Source organism: Paucilactobacillus suebicus DSM 5007 = KCTC 3549 (assembly GCF_001434475.1).
Lineage (GTDB): Bacteria > Bacillota > Bacilli > Lactobacillales > Lactobacillaceae > Paucilactobacillus > Paucilactobacillus suebicus.
Window position 1 is genome coordinate 12,801 of the sequence record NZ_AZGF01000025.1, and the last position, 21,934, is coordinate 34,734.

Below are 21,934 nucleotides of genomic sequence, written 5' to 3' on the forward strand. Positions count from 1 at the left end.
AGAGGAGGAGTTAATCATGGAAGCAAAACAACACGGTTGGTGGTTTAACCAATTATTTACTAACTGGAAAAAATTTGAAGTTATTTATGTATCTGTTTTAATTGCCTTACAAGTAGTAGTTTACGCAATTGCCCCTGACACTGTGATTGGTATGTTATCTGGAGTTACCGGCGTTTTATGTCTTGTCTATGGAATGAAAGGTCGTAAAATTTCATTTCTATTTGGGGTTGTTCAGTGTCTCTCGATGACTTACATTGCTTGGATTAGTCACGCATATGGATCATTTGCAATGGATATTATTTATGTCATTTCACAACCAATTGGCTGGTTTATGTGGGGCCGTGACGAAGCAACTCATTCATTCCAACCAAGGACTAGACGCATGATTTTTGGTGGAGCATTTATCGCATGGGGAATTGGCTGGTTTGTGTTGGCTACATTACATGGACAATTACCATATTTTGATTCAATTAACTTTGTTGTAAGTATCATTGCTCAGACTCTATACGTTATGAAATTCAAGGAAAATTGGTCATTATGGATTGTTGTTAACATTGCTAACGTTATCTACTGGGGTATTTTAACCGTCCAAACTTTAATTGGTGCCACAGATATTGGCTCTCTTGGTGCTAATATGTCTCAAATTGCTCTACAAGCTGCATTGTTATTTAACTCAATTTACGCTACTAAGGTTTGGGCTAGTGGTGAAGCTGATAACGAAGGTGGAGCTGGTAAATAATGACATCAAACTCATATAAATTTAAACGTGTATTTGTAGTTGTATTAGACTCTGTTGGAATTGGTGCAGCATCTGATGCATTTAAGTATGGTGATGAAGGCGCGGATACATTGGGTCACGTCGGGGAGTTCTTTGACGGTAATTTAAAGCTACCTAATCTAGCTAGAATTGGTTTAAGCAACATTCGTCCTAATGCACCTATTACTGGTGTGCCGGTTCAGGATGCTCCAATTGGATGCTTTGGAAAAATGGAAGAAAAATCTGTTGGTAAGGATAGTATGGATGGCCACTGGGAAATGATGGGATTACCTGTTTTGCAAGAATTATCAACGTTTCCTAATGGATTTCCTGAAGATATTATCCAAAAGATTGAAAAGTTTTCTGGACGTAAAGTAATTGTTAACCGACCTTATTCAGGCACACAGGTAATTCATGACTACGGTGAAGAAGAAATTCGAGACAATAGTCTAATTGTGTACACATCTGGTGATTCTGTCATGCAAATTGCTGCACACGAGGATAACTTACCAATAGAAGAATTGTATGAAATTTGTAGTTACGCACGAACGTTATTAAATGGGCCTGAATACACTGTAGGACGTGTTATTGCTAGACCTTTTGTAGGACCCGATAAAGATCATTTTACCCGCACATCTAATCGACATGATTTTAGCTTGGCTCCAACTGGATTAACTGATCTTGTGAAACTACACAATCAAGGTTTATCTGTGATTGCGATTGGTAAAATCAACGATATTTTTTCAGGCCAAGGAATTGATGAGTCATATCATAATGAAAGCAATAATGATGGCATGGATCATATCGATGAAGTACTCCAAAAGGACTTCACGGGACTGTGCTTTGCTAACTTAGTTGATTTTGATGTTCTATATGGCCATAGAAGAAATCCGGCAGGCTTTGGACAACTATTGATTGATTTTGATCGCAGATTAGGCAATTTCATGAGTGAAATGCACGATGATGATCTAATGATGATTACCGCAGACCATGGAAATGATCCGACCTATAAGGGAACTGATCATACTCGCGAAAATGTACCCTTACTTGCTTATTCACCAGACTTGAATCATCCCGGTTACAACTTGGGTGTTCGTACCACATTTTCTGATTTAGGTGCAACTGTTTTGGATAACTTTGACATTGATGTTGAAGGTGTCGGGACAAGCTTTATGGATCAACTTTAAATAATTGGTATAAATTTTACAATTACTCACTTTGCAAGATGATCTTTAATTTATATTGGCAAAACGATAGACTTGAAAGAAACACCACTTTCAAGTCTATTTTTGTTAACTAAAAAACATTCAGAAGGGGTACTTTATCATGGATCTCGAAATCAAGGAAACAATTCTGACAAACATTCTCTCAAAATACAACCAAGAAATTACTAACCTTAGTATTCATAACTTAGCAATGATCGCAGCACAATCATTTTTCCCGCGTAACACCATGGTACTTGGATTAAATGAGCCGCAACGCTATGTATACCTGATTGTTAAAGGTTTATCTCGTAGTTATTACATTGATGAGGACGGCAATAATGTCACCAAGAATTTTATGTTAGAAGGAGAGTTTTTGATTGGCGAAGGGCTGTTTTCAGATACCAGTGTTGAAGCTTTTGATGCCGTCGAAGATTTGCAGTGCTTAAGGTTTGAAGCAGCCGCATTAAAAAAGCTTATCATGAGTGATGACGGTCTCACTAAGTTGTATATTTCGTTGTTAGAAGAAACTATTCGCTACAAAATGCAGCGGGAATATGGGTTCCAGAATTTAAATGCTGAACAACGTTATTTAGAGTTTCAAGATATATATGGTAAGGCCGAAAACCGCATGCCACAGAACTTAATTGCGTCTTATATTGGCATCAAAAAAGAAAGTTTGAGCCGGCTACGAAAAAAGATGCGGAACAATTAACATAGGTCAATGAGCATTCTCCATTTTCTTGTTAAATTAGTGTCATCAACGAAATGGAGGAATTTAATTATGACAACTTACAAAAACCAACAAGCATGGCGCGACGTTCAAAACTTCTTACCAAAGAAGTATCACTTCACTAACAGCTATCACCCAACTGAAGAATCATGGAACTGGAAAGGTAATGGCGTTCATTTAGACACATTCCGTAATCCAAAGGCTAAAGCTAAAATCATTTTGTTTCACGGCGTTGGTACAAATGGTCGTCAAATCTCAATGATCATTGGTGGCCCGTTAGCTCTTGATGGTTATGAGACAATCACTGTTGATATGCCGACTTACGGGGTAACGGATGTTAATCCAAACAGTATTATCAGCTATGATGACTGGATTCAATGTGGTAGTGATCTAATTGATGCAGAATTGGCTAAGGATGATCGTCCAATCTTCCTTTATGGATTGTCGGCTGGAGGAATGGAAACTTATCACGTTGCTGCTCGCAACAAAAAAGTGAAAGGTATCATCGGAATGACTTTCTTGGACCAACGTAGCAAAGATGTTCAGATGACGACGACTAATAACTGGTTCTGGGGCACATTCGGTATTCCAATGACAAAAATGGCCACAAACATGGGATTGAGTGGTTTCAAGATGAAGATGAGTATTCCTTCAAAAATGAGTGCACTAGTTAATGATCCTGACTGCTTAAAGGTTTTGTTCAAGGACAAAACTTCGGCAGGTAACAAGGTATCTATGAAGTTTATGAATACTTACATGACATATACTCCAGATATTGAACCAGAAAACTTTGATGTATGTCCGGTATTGCTAACTCAACCAGAAGATGATAGGTGGACACCACAGTGGCTTAGTGATCCATTCTTAGATAAGATTACGAAAGTACCAGTTACCAGGACTGTGCTACGTAATGGGTCACATTATCCGATTGAAGCAACCGCTTTGGATGATTTGCACAAGTATATCTTGGGATTCTTGAAAGACAATTTAAAGGGATAGAGAAATAGCATCGAGAAAATCTCGATGCTGTTTTTGCAGTCAGATGTTTCATGTGAAACTATTTGTTTTCCTTCCAACCTTGTATAACACTAAATCAAATCGTATCATTAAGCCAAAGTATAGCCGAAATTAAACTCCGACCATATAACGAGGTTGTTTACAGAGAGGAAAGCGATAATTTTGAAAATTGCAGTAATTGGTGCAGGTGCGATGGGATTACGTTACGGGATCTTGTTACAAGAAGCAGGTAACGATGTGGATTTCGTAGAACCATGGAAGCCAAGCTACGATGCCATTAAAAAACAAAATGTTGTCTATGTCTCACGTGACGGGAAAAATCGTCAATTGATTAATGTTAGCGTGTATCAACCTAATGAATATCAAACAGAGCCCGACTTAGCCATTTTATTTGTGAAACAGATGGAATCTGATCATGCCATGGCTGCATGTAAACATTTCCTGGGAAATAATACCTACGTTTTGACTAATCAAAATGGAATTGGATCTGTTGATGTCATTGAAAAATATGTACCACAACAACATATCATTGCGGGAACAGCATTTGTGGCAACAGTCCTTAATCACCCTGGCGATGTAAACTTTATGGGTAATAAAGGGGCAGGCCACACTCATTTAGTTAACGTGACCGAGAAACCTGATGATTTTACCAAGCAAGTCGTTAATGAATTTCAAAAGGCAGGGTTAAACCCAACACTACTAACCAATTATATGGGAACACTGTGGGATAAGATGATGCTGAATGCCGTTATCAATACAATTTGCACGATGATGGATATTACAATGGGACAGTATGCGACATTCAGTCAAGCTAGCGAATTGTCAGAAGAACTAATTCAAGAAGGCACTAAGGTAGCCGAGGGTGACGGCGTAAAAATGTTGAAAACGCCAGAAGAAATGGCAGCAGTTATTCAACGTGAGAGTTCATCTGTTAATCCTTTGCATCGACCATCGATGTACCAAGATATGGTTAATAACCGGCCGACCGAAGTTGAGTATATTAATGGGTATATTTTAAAACGTGCTAAGGTCCACGGACTTGACGCACCAAAACATGAATTATTAGTAAAATTGGTACATTTGACTGAAGAAATGCGCCGTTACAAACAACCACAATAACCTGAGCATTTAAATATATAATTGTTACTAGTTAAGTTATAATTCTCCGAGTATGTCACACGAACGTAGTCAATGAAAAGGAGACCGTTATGAAAAAAGTACTTATTTTAGGTGCCGGCGGAAATATCGCCCAATTTGTCGAACAGGAACTGGCTGATAAGGCAGATCTAACTCTTTATTTGCGCAGTCCACGTAAGTTAGCAAAACAATATGGCACTGTGGTTACTGGTGACGCTTTTGACCATGAACAATTGGTTAAGACGATGAAGGGCCAGGATATTATCTTCTCAAATCTGGGTTGGCAACATATGGCTGATATGGCCACAGAGGTAACAACTGCCGCTCAAGAGGCGGGAGTGAAACGATTAATTTGGATTGCAACTGCTGGGATTTATGACGAAATTCCAGCGGCAGATCAGGAAGAAATTCGAGCAATGTTCGGCTCAGCAGATGATCCGACAACCTACTTTGGTGACGAACGTGTAGGGGCAGACATTGTAGATGCTAGTGAACTGATCACTACAATTATCAGGCCAAATACACTAACGGATGCGGAAGAAGTCGAACCAGTTTTAGTAACAAAACGAGATGAAGAAATCCGTGGGAATGCAATTTCACGCAAGACGGTGGCACATTTTGTTAGTGATCTGATTTTGAATGATGGCCAGTATTTGAATGATTCGATTGCGATTAGCAAAAAGTAGAGTGGGAATTAAGGCGGGTTAGATGCCAGAATGTAAGACATAAATCATAATATTCCGGTCTTGAATATTGTGATTTTTGTTTTACATGGCAGGCATCTGCCTTAATTTCCACGTTTCAAAAAAAACAAGCGATCCGGAGCCCAAAAAACCTCCAGATCGCTTGTTTTTAACACCGAACCTCACAAAAACAAATAATAAATCCCACTAACTCCAATAAATCGATAAACCCATTTTCTAAACGTCGTATCATCCAACTTAGTAGCCAACCGTGCGGCAATAATTGTTCCAATACCAGCCGAAATCATCCCCACAATAATATAAGAGATATCATGCGGCACCAAAATCCCGTTGAAGACTCTCACGGTATTGATGTAGAAAACATCGATCATAAAAAAACTCTGAATGCTGGCGGTGTACTCGGGTACCGAATGAGAAAGGGAAAGAAAATATAGTGCCATCAACGGACCACCAATTCCCAGTAAACCGTTAAAAAATCCTGAAATGATCATAAAACAGCCAGCAATGTACCAAGGGTATTTGCGACTACCAGCACTTTTAACCAACGTGAAGTACAGGTAGAGTGCAACAAGCAACCCACCAAGCATCATGCGCAAGATGTGGGTGTCCAGTACGTGGCTGAGATGAACCGACCATGTAGCTACAGATGCGTAGACGATAAATGGTACGATGATGCGCTTGAAGTTAAAATAGTGTCGGTAACGAATGGTCAAACCAATCATGCTGGCCAACATACTGACGCCGCCAATACCAGCTGCCTGATCGATAGGTAATATTGATGGAAAAAAGATCATCATGATGATCACCGCACCAAATCCAGTCAATCCTTGGACGAAACCGCCGAGCATTGCTGGGAAAATAATTAGTAGCCAAGTCACAATGACTATTCTCCTTTGGGAAAGTTATATCTCTAGTGTCGCTGAAGAATGGTACGGGGTCAATGGTTCTGGCAAACTAATTTGATATTATGGCAAAATAAAAATCACAGTCGCCGGACTGTGATTTTTGTGTGTCATTTAATTTTTTCACCACGCTCCGTGATAATTTTTTGTCCATATGGGCTATCGTAGATCGTGTTAATTTTATCCTGGAACTCATCGCGTGGGATTGCTTCTCCGAATAATGGACTACCTGGTTCGAGCAGTAAGCCATATCGTAATGGACCTAGAAATAGTGGGTCAAATCCGAAAGCCGTAATGACATGTTCCACAGTTGGTCGAATTTCATCGTGATCAGTAGCATAAGCCATTGCCCGCCTTACGTCAGGGTGTCGATCAACTTCAATTTCTAAATCATGGTAACCCATGTGGTTAAATGCTTTAGCAACTAGACTATTGTTTAAGTGATCTTGAACTACTTCAGATGATGATCGCTTGAAGTCCGAAATGTTATTGTGAGTGCCATCGACTTCCACCCAATAATTGCTGGCATCAAGAACAATTTTGCCAGCTAATTTTACTGGATCAAGATCTAGGTAATGTCCCAGTGGAATAGCTAAAATAATCACATCAGCTCGTTCAATGACTTCGTCAGTCGTTAGAGTGATTGTGCCAGGTGCCAACGTATCAATTACCCATTTCAGGTCTTCAACTTTATGCCGACTACCGATGAGGATTGGCAATTGGGCTTGAATTCCCAGTCGTGCTAGGGTTGAGCCAAGCTTGCCAGCACCAACGATGCCAATAGTTGGCTCAGTCATTACCATCACCTCCAAGTAGCTCTTTAACCCGTGGAATGACCTTTTCACCATAGTTGCGAATTGTGTCTTCACGTTGATGCAGCAGTTGACCACCTGTACCATAAACTAAGTCAAAGCGCTGCATGTCCATGGCTTTCATATTCTTGGCAATCTTTTGTGCCACTGTCTCAGGAGTACCGACGTAATATGAACCTTTATCAATTTCAAATTCAAATCGATCACGAGTCATTGGTGCCCAGCCACGATCGATGCCAATGCGGTCCATTTCCGCTTTGATATATTTCCAACCAACCTCGATTGCTTCTTTTTCATCATCGAGAATGATGCCGTGTGCGTGCATTCCTAAGGGACGCTCCGGTTTGTCAAATTGTTTCGTAGCCTTGTGGTATAAATCAACATATGGACGGAAACGAGTCGGCTCGCCACCGATGATTGCGATCACTACTGGTAAATCATAATATACGGCACGAATGATTGATTCTGGTGTACCACCAACTGCTACGCTTGTCGCAATTGTTTCACCCTCTGGTAGTTGAGGATAAACGGTGGTGTCAGTTAGTTTCTGCGTTAGTTTGCCGTTCCAATTCATTGGCTTGCCTTCAAGCAATGCCTGCCACATGGCAATCTTTTCTTCGAACAAGTCATCGTATTTTTCCAAATCATAACCGTACAACGGGAAGGATTCAGTAAATGATCCGCGTCCTAACATGATTTCTTCACGCCCATTAGATAACGCATGTAGTGTACTAAAACGCTCGAAAACACGCACAGGATCGTCACTGCTCAGCACTGTAACGGCTGTGCCTAATTTAATGTTCTTAGTTACTTGCGCCATCGCACTAAGAACAATTTCGGGACTGCTAATCGCAAATTCTGAACGGTGATGTTCACCTAAAGCAATGAGGTCAATACCGAGTTCGTCTGCCAAATGAGCTTCTTTAACAACTTGGCGTAGCGTTTCAGCTCCTGTCATTGGGGTACCGTCGTTCTTAAAGCCAATATCACCGAAAGTATCTAATCCAAACTGGTATTTTTTCTCTGTCATTTTGCTTACCTCCATATACTTACTTTTAGTAAGTAATAATGTTTAAGGATATTGTACTCGATTGGTGAAAAAATGCAACTAGAATGCGCGTAAGCTTGGAGAAACCGTAAATGATGATTATCGAAAGATTAGCAATAATGTAAAATGGATAGAAAAGTTAATTTTAAGTTGATGTAGTTATCACGTTAATTGTTATGTTGCTGAAAAAATTGAACAACATAGTCAATTTTGAATCGACGTCCAATAAATACTGGACCTGTCGCTTTTTGTCGATGAAACAAATGATTCTGATTTAGACTACGAAGATATTTACAAACAATTTGAGTTTCATTTGAAAGAGCTATTCAAGTAATATCTGGTTCTTATTTATACATATTTTCGATAAGCATAGATGTATTTTATGTTGATTACACAGCTGAAGAATAACATGCTGTGACAGAACAAAGTATATTCATAATGTATTTAAGCTAGTCACATAAAAAGACCAGTCCAAACTAATAAAAGTTCAGACTGGCCTTTGTTTCACGTGAAACATCATTTGTTGCTGCGAAATACGCGTTTAAATATTCCAATAGCAACAACAATTACAAGATAGATAATTAAACTACTAACAAACGCCAAACCAATTAATGACATATTCTCCTGTAATGAATTAATTTGCAGGCTTAGCAGGGATTTAAACAAATAGGCCGCTACAAAGACAGTTACAACACTGACGACAGCTAGCAAGAGTTTAAGCAAGTTATATGGTCGACAGATTTTTATCAAACTAAAGAGTGTTATCCATATGACCATATAGAACATCAGAATTTGAATTTGTGATGATGAAAGTGGCAGTGATTTTGATAATGCCAAAATCGCACCAACACCAACGGTAATTGAAACGGCAAATGGAAAAGCTTGTTTAATGGCAAATCGTAATGGTTGTCTTTTTACAGGACTTTTATCATTACTAAACTGGAGGAAGAAGGTCGGGTATCCTTCAATTAGAATATCTATCAACGTAATTTCAATTGGTAAAAATGGGAACGGTACATTCAGCAGTAAACATACCAGAGATAAAAAGAGCGAGTAAAGAACTTTGACAAAGAACAAACTGCTGACGCTTGTGATAATATTGACTACGCGCCGACCTTCATTAATCAAATCCGGCAGTCCACCAATATTGTCGTTGAGTAAGACCAGTTGAGCTGCCTGTTGTGCCGCCGGACTACCACTGTTCATCGCGATACCACAATCCGCCGAACGAAGTGCCAATACATCATTAACTCCATCGCCAATCATCGTGACAGTTCGGTGATGAGATTGTAGTGATCTGATTAATTTCAGCTTTTGATTAGGAGTAACACGACCAAAAATAGCATTATTCTCCGCGATTTCAGGTGTAATCTCTTCGTCTTCAATGGCGGCCATATCAACTAAGCGATCGTTATTTTGAATACCAGCTTGATCAGCAACGGTTGCAATCGTTAAGGGATTATCACCTGAAATAACTTTTACATCAATTTGTTGATTTGCACAGTAATCAAGCACGTGCTGCACGTTGGTTCTAATTTGGTCGTTAAAGACAACGATCGCGAGGACCTCTGCTTTAGCTGGATCAATCTCTTTAACATCAGATGGTAACTGACCAACGCAAACCAGTCGTTTGCCTTGCTGTTGCGCTAATAAAATTTTTTCAGCAATTACAGGCGTGGCAGCTTCATCAAATTTTTCTGGTGCACCAATTAGGATTGTCCCTTGTTGGTCAAATTTAACCGCACTCCACTTTGTTTCAGATGAAAAAGGAATTTTACGACTGACGGTCCAATCACGTCGAGCACCAAAATGGTTTTCCAGTGCTTGAAAAGTCGAATTGTTATCATCTGTGACGGCCACAAAGTTCTGCAATGCTTGCTTCAGTGACTCACCAAAATCTGGTGATTTAATTTCGTGAACATCAGCGACTGTAATTTTGCCATCAGTGAGTGTACCGGTTTTGTCTAAACATAAAACATCAGTACGAGAGAGTGCAGCCAAGGAGTATACATCGTGAACCAGTACATGTTTGACCGATAACCAAACAGAACCAGCGATAAAAGAAACACCTAACAATAGTTGCACACCGATTGGCAGGATTCCCAGTAATGCGGTTGCAGTATTGAGAATTGTCTGATGTACGGCAGTATTGCGTAATAGATAAGATTGTGCAAACAGTGCAGCCCCTAGAGGTAACATGATCACACTAGCAATATTATTGAACTTCAGCATTGATTGAAGAATTGGCGAGGTTTCTCTTTGGTTGGCACGAGCCTGCATCGTTAGCTGAGTGGCAAAGTTGTCTTTACCGACTCGATTAATGCGGGCGTACGCTTTGCCACTGACCACGAAACTGCCGGACAGTAGTTGAGTACCCTTTTCTTTAACGATTGGGTCCACTTCGCCGGTCAGTAAGGCTTCGTTAGCAAAAATTTGTCCATTAATCACGATGGCATCAGCACTAATCTGGTCACCAGCGGTTAACTCAACCACGTCATTAAGCACTAGTTGCATTGGGTTTAATTTGATCGTTGCTCCATCGCGCAGTGTTCGCACTTGATTTCCAGCCAAAATGGCTAGTTGATTAGTTACTTTCTGTGCACGCCATTCTTGAACGATTCCACTGATGATATTGAAACTGACAACCACTAGGTAAAGTAAATTGATGTAAGAACCAGTAAGTGCAACTAGTACACCAATGCCAAACTGGAAAAAATTCAGCCACGTAAATAAATTACGGCGAATGATTTTTCCCAAACTTGTTTGATCGCTTTCAGTAACTTGGTTGCCTAGGCCCTTACGTTGTTGCTCAGTTGCTTCACCGCTAGTGAGACCTAATGGCTCTGTCTGTTTTCCGGCAGTTTTTACCAATTTTTTGTGAACCTCTTCTCCTCAGACCAAGTCGCAAGATTATTGAAATTTCACAATTTTTCGTGCCACATTATAACCGATTTTGGTGGCCCAGCTGCCAATCTTAGTTGGTAAGTAAGTTAGACCACAGACACGGTGGAAACGGAGGCGACGATATAGTTGTGGTGAACTTGCTTTTACATAATTCCAGAGGTCAGTCCGTTTTTTCAAAGCATCCTCAGTTCCAATCATCAATAGTAATACCGAAGAAATGGACATTACGGATGAAAGATTGCGCTCCATACAGGCAGTTAGTTTAGGATTATTCAGTGAATAAATATCTGTCACATCAATCATTAACTTGGTGACCAATAATTGCTGATCGATGCGATCCATCATGTTTTTGGTGGTGATTGACTGGTCATCGCGACCAATAAAGTAGCGATAGAGATCTACGTCTAGGTAGCAGATCGTTTTAACCAACGGCAACGGCTGATAAGCAAATAGGTTATCAACGTAAAAAGTATGGAGAGGTAATTGAACATGACTTTCGCGGAGGATACTAGTTTTAAATATTTGAGCATGCATGATCAAATATTGCGTTAAACCAAAATTGCTCGTTTCATCCCAACCCTCGATTTTATCATCCGTAAAAGCTTTACGATAATTAACAACGTAGGGTGGCTCACCGCTTTTTTCGTATACATAATTGCAGACGATTAGATCTACATTCGTGTCATTTTTCTGCCACTGTTCAATTCTTTGTAGTACTTTTTTTAGTGAATCAGCGTCCAAACGATCATCGGAATCAACAACTTTGAAATATTTACCAGTTGCATGTCGTAGTCCCGTACCAACAGCGCCACTGTGACCTAAGTTTTCTTGGTTAATTACTTTGACGATTGATGGATACTTGGCTGCATATGTATTTGCAATTGCTTCTGTCTGATCTGTTGAACCATCGTTAACAACGAGGATCTCGACTTGTTCGCCACCCACGAGCAGACTATCCAAGCAGCGGCCAAGGTAGTCTTCAGAATTGTAGCTGGGTACTGTAATGGTCAGACTCTTCACTTAAATTTTCCACTCCTTTTATAAATTGATGCATGCCAATAATGCAGCTATTGCGTCCAATTTCTATTAAATTATGAATTAATTTTATTTTGTATTTATTGAAATAAGTCGATAAAAGTTTTCGTAACCAATTATTACATTTTAGTGTAATTGAAACAAGTTTACTCATAGGATAGAAGGATAAATTAATTTTCTCGCATAGGTGTGTTAATTCAGAAGCAGGTTAATAACAAATATAACTAAAAAACAGCCTAATTACATACGTATATCCTGATTAAAATGAATTATTTTCACAAATTTAAAAATATTTTGGAATGAAAAAGCGATTTCAAAATCGTGTTAGACCACGGGCTTGAGTCTCTATTTTCATTATTTGCATAATATTTTACAAAATAAGTACTTGACGAAAAAAACGGAAGCGCATACAATACATTCGAAAGTTACTTAACCGGTTAACTTAATCTAACTTTTCACAAAAGGGACGATACGTACTTTATTCCATGATTTAAGGGATTATTAATAATATTGTTATAAGTATAACGGTTAATTAGTCATTAACCGTTTAACCAATGGAAGGGAGCCATAGCATTATGTTATTTTCCAATGTTAGCGGCTTGGATCAGTCGGATTACGACAAGTTGGAAAAGGCAATGACATTTCTCAAAGAGACCGACTTAACTAAGACGCCACTTGGTCGGAGCCATGAGGAAGGCGATATGTTTTATTGTCAAACTTTAGAGTATGAGACCGAAGATATCTCTGATGTGCCATTTGAGGTCCATCAAAAAAGATTGGACTTGCACTACATCGTGGAAGGTGAAGAGGAGATTGATGTCTCACCAAATGTTAAATATATCAATGCTGGTGAATATAATCAGGAGCGAGATTTGCAGTTTGTTAAAACTCCTAACAATTTCAACAAAATTATTCTTCACCAGGGTGATTTTATTCTTATTGGTATGCACGAACCACATCGAACAAACGGATTGGTCGATGAAAAGTCAACACATGTTAGAAAAATCGTTTTGAAGTTAGGAAAATAGGAGATGAACAAAATGACAAATGATTCTCTTGGCACTAAATGGACTGCTAAACAATTTCTTGTTATTGCAGGAATCTGGTTTGCCTTTTTAATTAGTTTTATTACTAGATTATCTTGGTCAACAATCATGCCATCGGCGATCGATTCATTACATTTTACGGTTCAACAGGGTAATACTTATTTAACAGCGTTTTATATTGGTTATGCAATTACTGTTTTACCTGGTGGTATGTTAGCCGATAAATTTGGTTACCGTAAGTTATTGATGGCAGCCGTTCTTGGTAATTTTATTGTTATGGCAGCTATGATATTTATGCACGGATACTGGGATGGTTTAGCACTTCGTTTTATTCTTGGTTTAGTTAGTGGACCGGATTTATCAGCATGTTTAGGAATCATTACTGAATGGTTTGATGGTAAGAAACGAGCTACTGCTACGGGTATATTTAACACTTGTACATCGTTTGGATTAACTGTGATCAACATTTATGCACCAACAGTGTTAGTTCACTATGGTTGGCGTGCTGCTTTCGGTGTTACCGCAATGTTTCCACTGGCAGCATTGATCTTTTGTTACTTTGCATTAAAGGGCAATCCTCCATTCCCACAACAATTTGGAATTAAGGAAGCTAATGGTAATGTTGCAACCGAATCAGTTTGGTCACGCTTGGGTGGTGCAATTAGTAACCGCAGTGTTTGGATGCTAGCTATTACTGGTTTGTTTGCCACAGGTGCTAAATGGGGTGTTACTAACTGGGCTAACTTGTTCATGGTTAAAAACTTACACTTCAGTTTGATCACTGCCGGGACAGCAATGTCAATTTATGGAATTACATCAGTTATTTCAATGGTTGTTGCCGGCTGGATTTCAGATCATTCAAAATGGTCACGTCATACATGGGCAGCAATTTTCATGGCAATCTTCACACCAACAATTATCGGATTTGCATTGGTACCAAAGGGTAACTTAGGACTTCTATACTTCTGGACTGGCGCCATGGGTGTTGGGGCATTTATGTTTAGTACTATTACCAACAACCTGTCAGTTGAAGTTGCACCAGCAGATCAAAGAGGAACTGTTTCAGGATTCATCAACGTATTTAATCAATCTGGCTCATTCTTAGCTCCAATCTTACTAGGTGCATTACTAGCAGGTACTGGTAGCTACGTCACATCATTCTTGGTAATTTCAGTATTCCCACTTATTGCGGTGGTCGCACTGATGTTTGTTCGTGAATCTGATGCAGACAAGGGTGCCAAGAAGGTTGTTGTTAACGATGAAGAAGCAGACACAGTAGCAAAAGGAGAATTATAATTATGGAATTTGGATTAGGTAAAGAATATAAGCGCGACCCAAAGGTACAAGCAAGAATTAAGACAGCAATTGACTGGCTAGAAGGCAAGACGACTGAAGAATTATTAAACGAACCAATTGGCAACAAAGTAATTGCTGATGGTGTTGAACTACGTTTTCAAAGTTATGATACTCGTGAATATGCAACAATGAATTATGAAACACACCGCGAACATATTGATATTCACTACATGATTCAGGGTGCAGAATGGGTTCGTTGGGCAGATGCAGGAACTGCTGAACCAGTTGCTGACTATGATCCAGAAATTGAAATTCAATTCTTTGGTCACCCAAAGCGTCACAGCAAGGCATTATTAACTGACCGTCATTATGCAATTTTTGATCCCTGTGATTTACATGCTGCTCATGGAATTGTTGACGGCAAAGTTAGTCATAATCGTAAGCTTTGTGTCAAAATTGATGTTAACTAAATCAAATATATTTAATTTGCATAATTAGTTAATCGGTTAACACAGAATAAATTTTATCGTATACTAGATAGCAATCACGTTAAAAAGGGGTATTAGTTCATGGCAAAACAAAAAGTATTAGTAACAGGAATTATTCCTGAACAAGGATTAAAAAAATTACAAGAAACATTTGACGTAACATACACATCTGGTGAACCGTACTCACGCGAATGGATTTTGGATCATATTAGTGAGTACGATGGTCTCCTTTTGATGGGAACCAAGGGTGATAAAGAATTAATCGATGCCGCTAAAAATCTGAAAATCATTGCAGTTAACGCGGTTGGTTTTGATCATGTGGATATCGAATATGCGCGTGAAAAAGGAATTGTTGTTGCCAACGCACCACAAGGTGTTCGTCTACCAACTGCTGAAATGACAATTACATTGTTGCTGGCAACAGTTCGTCACCTATATGAATATGATAAGATTGTCCGTTCAGGCAACTGGGTTGATGTCAGTGAACAGCGTTACATGGGTATGAGTTTACAAGATAAGACGCTTGGAATCTTCGGGATGGGCAGAATTGGCAGCACAGTTGCTAAGTTTGCTCAAGTACTGGGAATGAACGTGATCTATAATGACCCATATCGTTTATCAGAAGATCTTGAAAAAGAACTGAATGTTTCCTACGTTGACTTTGATACATTAGTTAAAACTTCAGACGTAATCACACTTCATGCACCAGCATTGCCTTCAACGATTGGTAAATTCAATGCTGAAATTTTCAGCGAAATGAAGGACACTGCATATATCATCAACGCAGCCCGTGGTGTGTTAATCAAACAGGATGACTTAATTGAAGCTTTGAAGAATCACACAATTGCCGGAGCAGGTCTGGATGTATTTGAAACTGAGCCTGATATTCCTGAATCATTACGTGCATTAGACAATGTAATCATGTCTCCACACGCTGGTACTGGAACTCTGGAAGCTCGTATTGCAATTGCTGCCGAAGCATCTAATAATATTATTTCGCTTTTGAAAGACGGTAAGGCTACTAATATGGTTAACAAAGTAGAAAAGTACGCTAAGTAGAAATATATTTAATCACCAAAAGCATTGGCAATGATATAATTGCCAATGCTTTTTGTCTCTTTGATGCCTCTTCTAAATTGTATATAATTAGTGGTATTATGAATCAAAGTGAGAAATGGGATTATTTCGTTCTGCAATTTTGATAACTCGGAGGAAACATTTTGGAAAGACTAACAATCAAAGACATTGCTCAAATGGTTAACGTGTCGACTGCGACCATTTCTAACTACTTGAATGGCAACTATTCAAAAATGTCTGGAAAAACAAGAAACAAAATTGAAGAAATGATTAGGCAAACCAATTACGTTCCCAGCACGGTTGCTCGGGATTTAGCAACGAATGATAGTAAAACGATAGGTGTGTCTGTAGCAGATATTACCAACCCATTTACTTCGGCAGTTCTTTCTGGAATTTACGAAACTTGCGGGAACCTGGGATATACCGTGATTTTCACTAATGCCAGTGGGGATGCAATGCAGGAAATTGAAAATATTAATAAACTTAAGCGGCAAGAAGTTTCGGGTTTGATTATCGATCCAGTTGATGCGCAAAGCCCAATTTTTAAAACACTTAATAATAAAGATGCAGTGATGTTAGATCGTGAAGCTGTGAATATTCAAGTCGATACGGTAGTTACTGATAACTTCAATGCTGTGACTCACTTTGTCTCCATGATGAAGGAAAATGGTTACGATGAAATGTACTTTATTACGTGGCCAATTGAACAAATTAGTACGCGTGTTACCCGCTATCAGGGATTTTTAGATGCTACCGGCTATAAGAATGACGACCATTGTATTGAGATTAGCAATCCCGGTGGGGACGATGAAGCTTTGAAGACACAACTTGCAGAAATTATGGAGGATCGTGAAGAGACCGGTAAAAAAATCGGCTTCTTCTCAATGAACGGTAAGGTGTTAATTCGTCTTATCCAAGCAATGAGATCAATCAATAAGCAGTATCCATTCGATTATGGTGTTGGATCATACGAAGATTTGGATTGGATGGGTATTATGAAGCCAGGCATTAGTTGCATTCATCAAGATTCTGCTCATATTGGTGAAACAGCTGTTAAAAAATTAATTAGTAAACTGACCAGTGATGATGAACCTGGCAAAGCACAAAGAATTGTTGTACCAACCACATTGAAGCTGCGAGAATCATTTTGATTCTCGCACTTTTTTTAGTTGTTAAATTTGATTTCATCCGTTGACAACGAAAGAGAAAGCGAATACAATGTGTTTGTTAAAGGTTAAGCGATTAACAAAGGAGAGGAAAAATATCTGAACTTACATCCTTGCTATAACTAAAAGGAACTATGATATTTTTTTGCCATTTTAGTTAATCGCTTAACAAAAAATAACCCGTTAGAAAGGTCGACTAAAAATGAAGTTTACAAAGGTATTTTCAGATCAGCTGGATCACTGTTACGCCATTATGCGATTGACTGATCAGACACATGACTACGTGATTGTAGCCTCAGAAGAAAAGCAACCATGCTATGCATATGATTTAAATAATGATTACAAGCGAACGACAGTCTGGCCAGATGTGGGCGGGACGATGACTTTGGTACAGATTCCCGGTACATTGAATTTTTTGGCTACACAACGCTTCTACCCAGGCTTTAGCTCAGCCGCATGTCGAATTGTGAAGGAAACGTTCAACGGTACAGACTGGGACCAAACAATCGTGGGTGATTTTCCATATGTTCACCGTTTTGACATTATCCAACACGATGGCGGTCTATGGTTCATTGGCTGTTCCATTGCTAATTCAAAGAAAAACACTGACGACTGGAGTGATCCTGGCAAGGTGTGGGTTGGTGATTATGATGACAATGCTGAAACCGTTAATAACTTGCACGCCCTCGACTTTACGCTGACTAAGAACCATGGTTACAAGAATATGAACGGTTATTCGTTAATTACTGGTGTTCAAGGGGTCTACCGTGTTGATTACCCAACGACTAATGAGGATTGGAAATTAACACGTCTGGTTAGCGAAGAGACCAGTGATATTGCTACAGCCGATGTCAATGGTGATGGTAAAGACGAATACTTCACGATTGAAGGATTCCATGGTCCATACACTAGAATTTACGATAACCAGTTCAATACTTTGTATAAGAGTGAGGCAGTTTCACCATTTGGCCATGCTATCTGGGGTGGCTTGATTGGTAGCAAAAACTATTTTGTCTTTGGCTACCGCGATGGTAAGCAAGATCTTGAAGTTATCAGCTTTGACAATAACAAGATCAATATTCAACTGGTTGATAAGCAAGTTGGTCCAAGTAACGCGACTGTTTACGAAAAGGATGGAACGCAGTACTTGTTGTCTGCTAATCGTGAATCTGATGAAGTTGCCATTTATAAAATTAGCGAAGCCTAACCAATTAATAGCAGGTGAATTGTAATGAATAAATACTTTTTAACAATCGATAATGGTGGCACAAATACTAAGGCAATCGTCATCGATACCAAGGGTAACCAAATAGGGGCCGTGGCATTTCCAACAATGAGAATTGAGGACAAGCCTGGGTTCCATGAAATTGATCTGAACGAACTCTGGAATGCCATTAGCGATGCTATCAACAAAGTAATTGTCAAAACCAAAATTGATTCGATCGACATTGTTGGTGTTTCGTGCGTTGGCCATGGTAAGGGATTATATATGTTGGACGAAAATCATGAAATTTTCGCTCATGGGATTCTTTCAACCGATTCGCGAGCAGTTGACTTAGCCGAACAATTTGAAGCTAAAAATGGTGAAATTTTCCCAATCAGTCATCAGCATGTGATGGACAGCCAGTCGCCGGTGTTATTGAACTGGTTGAAGCAAAACGATTTCAAGACGTACAGCAACATTGGCGTGGTTCTTTCTGCCAAAGACTTTGTCAGATCACAACTGACTGGTGAAGTGTATCAGGAATATGGAGATGCGTCAGGAAATAATTTTCTAAACCTCGACACTAAGGAATATGATCCCCAACTATTCGACTTCTTTGGCATCAAAGAAATGTACGATAAAATGCCACCTCTCAAGTACTACGATGAGTTGGCCGGACACGTGACGAAAAAGGCTGCGGTTAAAACGGGATTGGCGGCTGGAACACCGGTCTTTGCGGGAATGTTTGATATTGATGCTTGTTCACTTGCTACTGGCGTGCTCGACGATAACTATTTCAGTGTGATTGCTGGAACGTGGAATATTAATGTTTTTCCATCAACTAAACGAGCTGATGAAGCGTCAGGATTGATGAATTCAATTTATCCAACTGGGTTGAACCTAGTTGAAGCTTCTAGTGCAACATCGGCGGGCAATTTAGCCATGACACTGCAAAGTTTAATGAGCGAAGAAATCAAGAACGCCGCAACCAGTGATCAAAGTATTTATGATGTGCTTGAAGACTTCCTTAATCACACAGACGCAAGCTTTTCCAAGGTAATCTTCTTCCCATTTCTGTATGGCTCCAATGTTAATCCAGATGCCGAGGGTGCCTACATTGGTATTCAAAGTAGTACGACCAAGTCGGCAATGGTTCGCGCCGTCTATGAGGGGATTGTATTCGCCCATCGTTATCACATCGAACAATTGTTAAAAGTATTAGGACATAAACCACAGGCAATTCGATTGTCTGGTGGTGGTACTAATTCAAGTGCCTGGGTTCAAATTTTTGCCAATATATTGAATATTCCCATTCAGTTAGTTGAAGGATCAGAACTTGGCGGTCTTGGTGGAGCCATGGGCGCTGCAGTCGGTAGTGGAGTGTATGACAACATTAATGAAGCTGTCGACAACATGTTCCACCTTAGAACCGAGATCAAGCCTCAACCTGATCAAGTGAAAATTTATGATCAAAAATATCATATGTATTTGAAACTGCTAGACAGTTTAGATGGCGTGTGGAGTGACTTCAAAACAATGCAGGAAGGAATTGGTGAATAATGAATTCATTAGGTATTTACGAAAAAGCATTACCAGAAAATCTTAGTTGGATTGAAAAATTTAAACTCGTAAAAGAACTTGGTTTTAACTTCCTAGAATTTTCGATTGATGAAAGTGATGAAAAACTAGCTCGGTTGGAATGGACGCGTGAACAACGAGCAGAATTCCGTGATGCTATGTGGCAAACTGACAGTCGCATTAACACACTAATGCTTTCAGGCCATCGCCGTTATCCTCTTGGTTCAAAGGATCCAGCTATTCGTGCTAAGTCACTAGACATGATGCAAAAAGCGATTGATTTGGCAATTGATTTGGGAATTCGTAACATCCAAATGGCCGGTTATGATGTATACTATGAAGGTAAATCGGTTAACTCGCGTGAGCTCTACGTTGAAAATCTAGCCAAATGTGTCGAAATGGCTGAAAAGAAAGACGTTATGCTTTCTATTGAAACAATGGATGATCCGTTCATCAATTCCTTGGCCGACATTGCACACTACAAGACACAAGTGCGCAGTCCTTGGTTACAGAGTTATCCTGATTTGGGGAACCTGTCAGCTTGGCCGGAGAACAATGTGGCGCAGGAATTGGAAAACAACATCGACAATGTGGTTGCTGTTCATTTGAAGGATACATTGCCTGTTACTGCAACCTCTAAGGGTCAGTTCAAGAATGTGAAGTTTGGCGAAGGATGCGTTGATTTTGAAGGTTGCCTACGGACGTTGAAGCGTTTGAACTACTCAGGCAGTTTCACAATTGAAATGTGGTCTGGATCTGACAATAACGCCATTGATGAAGTTAAAGAGGCTAAATCTTTCTTTGATGCATTGTTCAAGACGGTTGGAATCGACCAAGAACCTGTGAGTAATCAATTAGCTAATGATTTAGGAGGAAAAATTCATGCTTGAAGATCTAAAGCAAAAAGTTTATGAAGCAAACATGATGCTGCCAAAGCTTGATCTTGTTACTTTTACCTGGGGTAATGTGTCACAGATTGACCGGGAAAAGGGCCTGTTTGTGATTAAGCCATCTGGTGTTGATTATGATGTTATGAAGCCAGAAGATATGGTAGTTGTTAACTTAAAGGGTGAGGTTGTTGAAGGCGACATGAACCCATCAAGTGATACACCAACACATACTTATCTGTATAACCATTTTCCAAATATTGGTGGGGTAACACATACTCATTCACCTTGGGCAGTTTCATTTGCTCAAGCAAAGATGGATATTCCTGCCTTTGGGACAACTCATGCTGACACATTCTATGGGGATGTACCGGCTGCCGATGCATTGAACCAAAAGGAAATCGAGGATGCTTACGAAGCAAACACTGGCAAAGTGATTGTTGAAACCTTCGAAAAACGTGGTATCGATCCAGATGCTGTACCAGCTGTTTTGGTTAGCCAACATGGGCCATTCACTTGGGGCAAAGATGCTGCCGATTCAGTGCATAATGCTAAGGTACTCGAAGTGGTTGCCGAAATGGACTACCATACGCTTCAGTTAACACACGATGATAGCCATGTGCCACAATACTTGCTCGACAAGCACTACTACCGTAAACATGGTGCTAATGCATATTACGGTCAGAATAATGCTAAGTCGCAGGGACATGCGAAGAAAGCTTAATAATTTACGAAAATGGCACCGAGGTCAAACTTGGTGCCATTTTTTCTTTTAAATGTTTAAAATGATGCTTGGGTATTTATTCCATAGTTTCACGTGAAACAAATAAAGATTAATTTATGTTTAGATTCACTCAAGCATGTATTAACCATGCTAACCAGGCATATTAATTCAGTGCAATAAGCATTTCACATATCCAAAGAACGCTCCTATCCTAGTA

The 21,934-nt window shown here is 39.5% G+C and carries 20 protein-coding genes; 15 read left to right on the plus strand and 5 right to left on the minus strand.

What is annotated here, in order from left to right; translation table 11 throughout:
* Positions 1–16: 16 nt before the first annotated feature.
* The 6 genes from pnuC (at position 17) to FD16_RS09320 (ending at position 5,532) form a co-directional block, all read left to right on the plus strand.
* On the plus strand, positions 17–739 hold the full coding sequence (pnuC, locus tag FD16_RS09295) for a nicotinamide riboside transporter PnuC (RefSeq protein ID WP_010621061.1): 723 nt from the start codon (positions 17–19) through the stop codon (positions 737–739).
* The gene (locus FD16_RS09300; RefSeq protein ID WP_010621062.1) at positions 739–1,944 is read left to right on the plus strand and encodes a phosphopentomutase; all 1,206 of its coding nucleotides are present in this window, start codon (positions 739–741) and stop codon (positions 1,942–1,944) included. Before pnuC ends, FD16_RS09300 begins: the two co-directional genes overlap by 1 nt.
* Positions 1,945–2,083: 139 nt before the next feature.
* On the plus strand, positions 2,084–2,674 hold the full coding sequence (locus tag FD16_RS09305) for a Crp/Fnr family transcriptional regulator (RefSeq protein ID WP_010621063.1): 591 nt from the start codon (positions 2,084–2,086) through the stop codon (positions 2,672–2,674).
* Positions 2,675–2,743: 69 nt separating this feature from the next.
* Positions 2,744–3,691 carry an alpha/beta hydrolase gene (locus tag FD16_RS09310; RefSeq protein ID WP_010621064.1) on the plus strand — a complete coding sequence of 316 codons (948 nt, stop codon included), beginning with the start codon at positions 2,744–2,746 and terminating at the stop codon, positions 3,689–3,691.
* Between the two features lie 180 nt (positions 3,692–3,871).
* Positions 3,872–4,828, plus strand: coding sequence for a ketopantoate reductase family protein (locus FD16_RS09315; protein WP_010621065.1), 957 nt, complete (start codon positions 3,872–3,874; stop codon positions 4,826–4,828).
* An 89-nt stretch (positions 4,829–4,917) separates the two neighbouring features.
* A complete protein-coding gene (locus tag FD16_RS09320) occupies positions 4,918–5,532 on the plus strand; it encodes an NAD(P)H-binding protein (RefSeq protein WP_010621066.1) in 615 nt (204 codons plus the stop codon).
* A gap of 179 nt (positions 5,533–5,711) precedes the next feature.
* On the opposite strand, the gene FD16_RS09325 is transcribed toward FD16_RS09320, so the two are convergent.
* From FD16_RS09325 to FD16_RS09345, 5 genes are all read right to left on the minus strand, one after another.
* Positions 5,712–6,428 (minus strand): sulfite exporter TauE/SafE family protein, encoded by a 717-nt coding sequence (locus FD16_RS09325; RefSeq protein WP_010621067.1) that lies wholly within the window; start codon positions 6,426–6,428, stop codon positions 5,712–5,714.
* Positions 6,429–6,562: 134 nt separating this feature from the next.
* Positions 6,563–7,249, minus strand: coding sequence for an NADPH-dependent F420 reductase (locus FD16_RS09330; protein ID WP_010621068.1), 687 nt, complete (start codon positions 7,247–7,249; stop codon positions 6,563–6,565).
* Positions 7,242–8,294: an LLM class flavin-dependent oxidoreductase gene (locus tag FD16_RS09335; RefSeq protein WP_010621069.1), complete on the minus strand. Its 1,053-nt coding sequence runs from the start codon at positions 8,292–8,294 to the stop codon at positions 7,242–7,244. Before FD16_RS09335 ends, FD16_RS09330 begins: the two co-directional genes overlap by 8 nt.
* A 534-nt stretch (positions 8,295–8,828) precedes the next feature.
* The gene (locus FD16_RS09340; RefSeq protein WP_010621070.1) at positions 8,829–11,183 is read right to left on the minus strand and encodes an HAD-IC family P-type ATPase; all 2,355 of its coding nucleotides are present in this window, start codon (positions 11,181–11,183) and stop codon (positions 8,829–8,831) included.
* Positions 11,184–11,222: 39 nt separating this feature from the next.
* Positions 11,223–12,236: a glycosyltransferase family 2 protein gene (locus tag FD16_RS09345; protein WP_010621071.1), complete on the minus strand. Its 1,014-nt coding sequence runs from the start codon at positions 12,234–12,236 to the stop codon at positions 11,223–11,225.
* Between the two features lie 590 nt (positions 12,237–12,826).
* On the opposite strand from FD16_RS09345, the gene FD16_RS09350 reads away from it, so the two are divergent.
* From FD16_RS09350 to FD16_RS09390, 9 genes are all read left to right on the plus strand, one after another.
* On the plus strand, positions 12,827–13,279 hold the full coding sequence (locus FD16_RS09350) for a NanQ anomerase/TabA/YiaL family protein (RefSeq protein WP_010621072.1): 453 nt from the start codon (positions 12,827–12,829) through the stop codon (positions 13,277–13,279).
* A gap of 12 nt (positions 13,280–13,291) precedes the next feature.
* Positions 13,292–14,593: an MFS transporter gene (locus tag FD16_RS09355; protein WP_010621073.1), complete on the plus strand. Its 1,302-nt coding sequence runs from the start codon at positions 13,292–13,294 to the stop codon at positions 14,591–14,593.
* Between the two features lie 2 nt (positions 14,594–14,595).
* Positions 14,596–15,063, plus strand: coding sequence for a NanQ anomerase/TabA/YiaL family protein (locus FD16_RS09360; RefSeq protein ID WP_010621074.1), 468 nt, complete (start codon positions 14,596–14,598; stop codon positions 15,061–15,063).
* Positions 15,064–15,162: 99 nt separating this feature from the next.
* Positions 15,163–16,140, plus strand: a complete 978-nt coding sequence (locus FD16_RS09365) for an NAD(P)-dependent oxidoreductase (RefSeq protein WP_010621075.1) — start codon at positions 15,163–15,165, stop codon at positions 16,138–16,140.
* Between the two features lie 161 nt (positions 16,141–16,301).
* A complete protein-coding gene (locus FD16_RS09370; protein WP_010621076.1) occupies positions 16,302–17,309 on the plus strand; it encodes a LacI family DNA-binding transcriptional regulator in 1,008 nt (335 codons plus the stop codon).
* A gap of 217 nt (positions 17,310–17,526) precedes the next feature.
* The gene (locus FD16_RS09375; protein ID WP_010621077.1) at positions 17,527–18,531 is read left to right on the plus strand and encodes a hypothetical protein; all 1,005 of its coding nucleotides are present in this window, start codon (positions 17,527–17,529) and stop codon (positions 18,529–18,531) included.
* 24 nt (positions 18,532–18,555) lie between these two features.
* Complete coding sequence (locus FD16_RS09380; protein WP_010621078.1) at positions 18,556–20,088, plus strand: FGGY-family carbohydrate kinase; 1,533 nt, start codon at positions 18,556–18,558, stop codon at positions 20,086–20,088.
* Positions 20,088–20,996: an L-ribulose-5-phosphate 3-epimerase gene (locus tag FD16_RS09385; protein WP_010621079.1), complete on the plus strand. Its 909-nt coding sequence runs from the start codon at positions 20,088–20,090 to the stop codon at positions 20,994–20,996. Before FD16_RS09380 ends, FD16_RS09385 begins: the two co-directional genes overlap by 1 nt.
* Entirely contained in the window at positions 20,989–21,717 is a 729-nt protein-coding gene (locus FD16_RS09390) for an L-ribulose-5-phosphate 4-epimerase (protein ID WP_010621080.1), read from the plus strand. The genes FD16_RS09385 and FD16_RS09390 overlap by 8 nt, the downstream gene beginning before the upstream one ends.
* Positions 21,718–21,934: the final 217 nt, after the last annotated feature.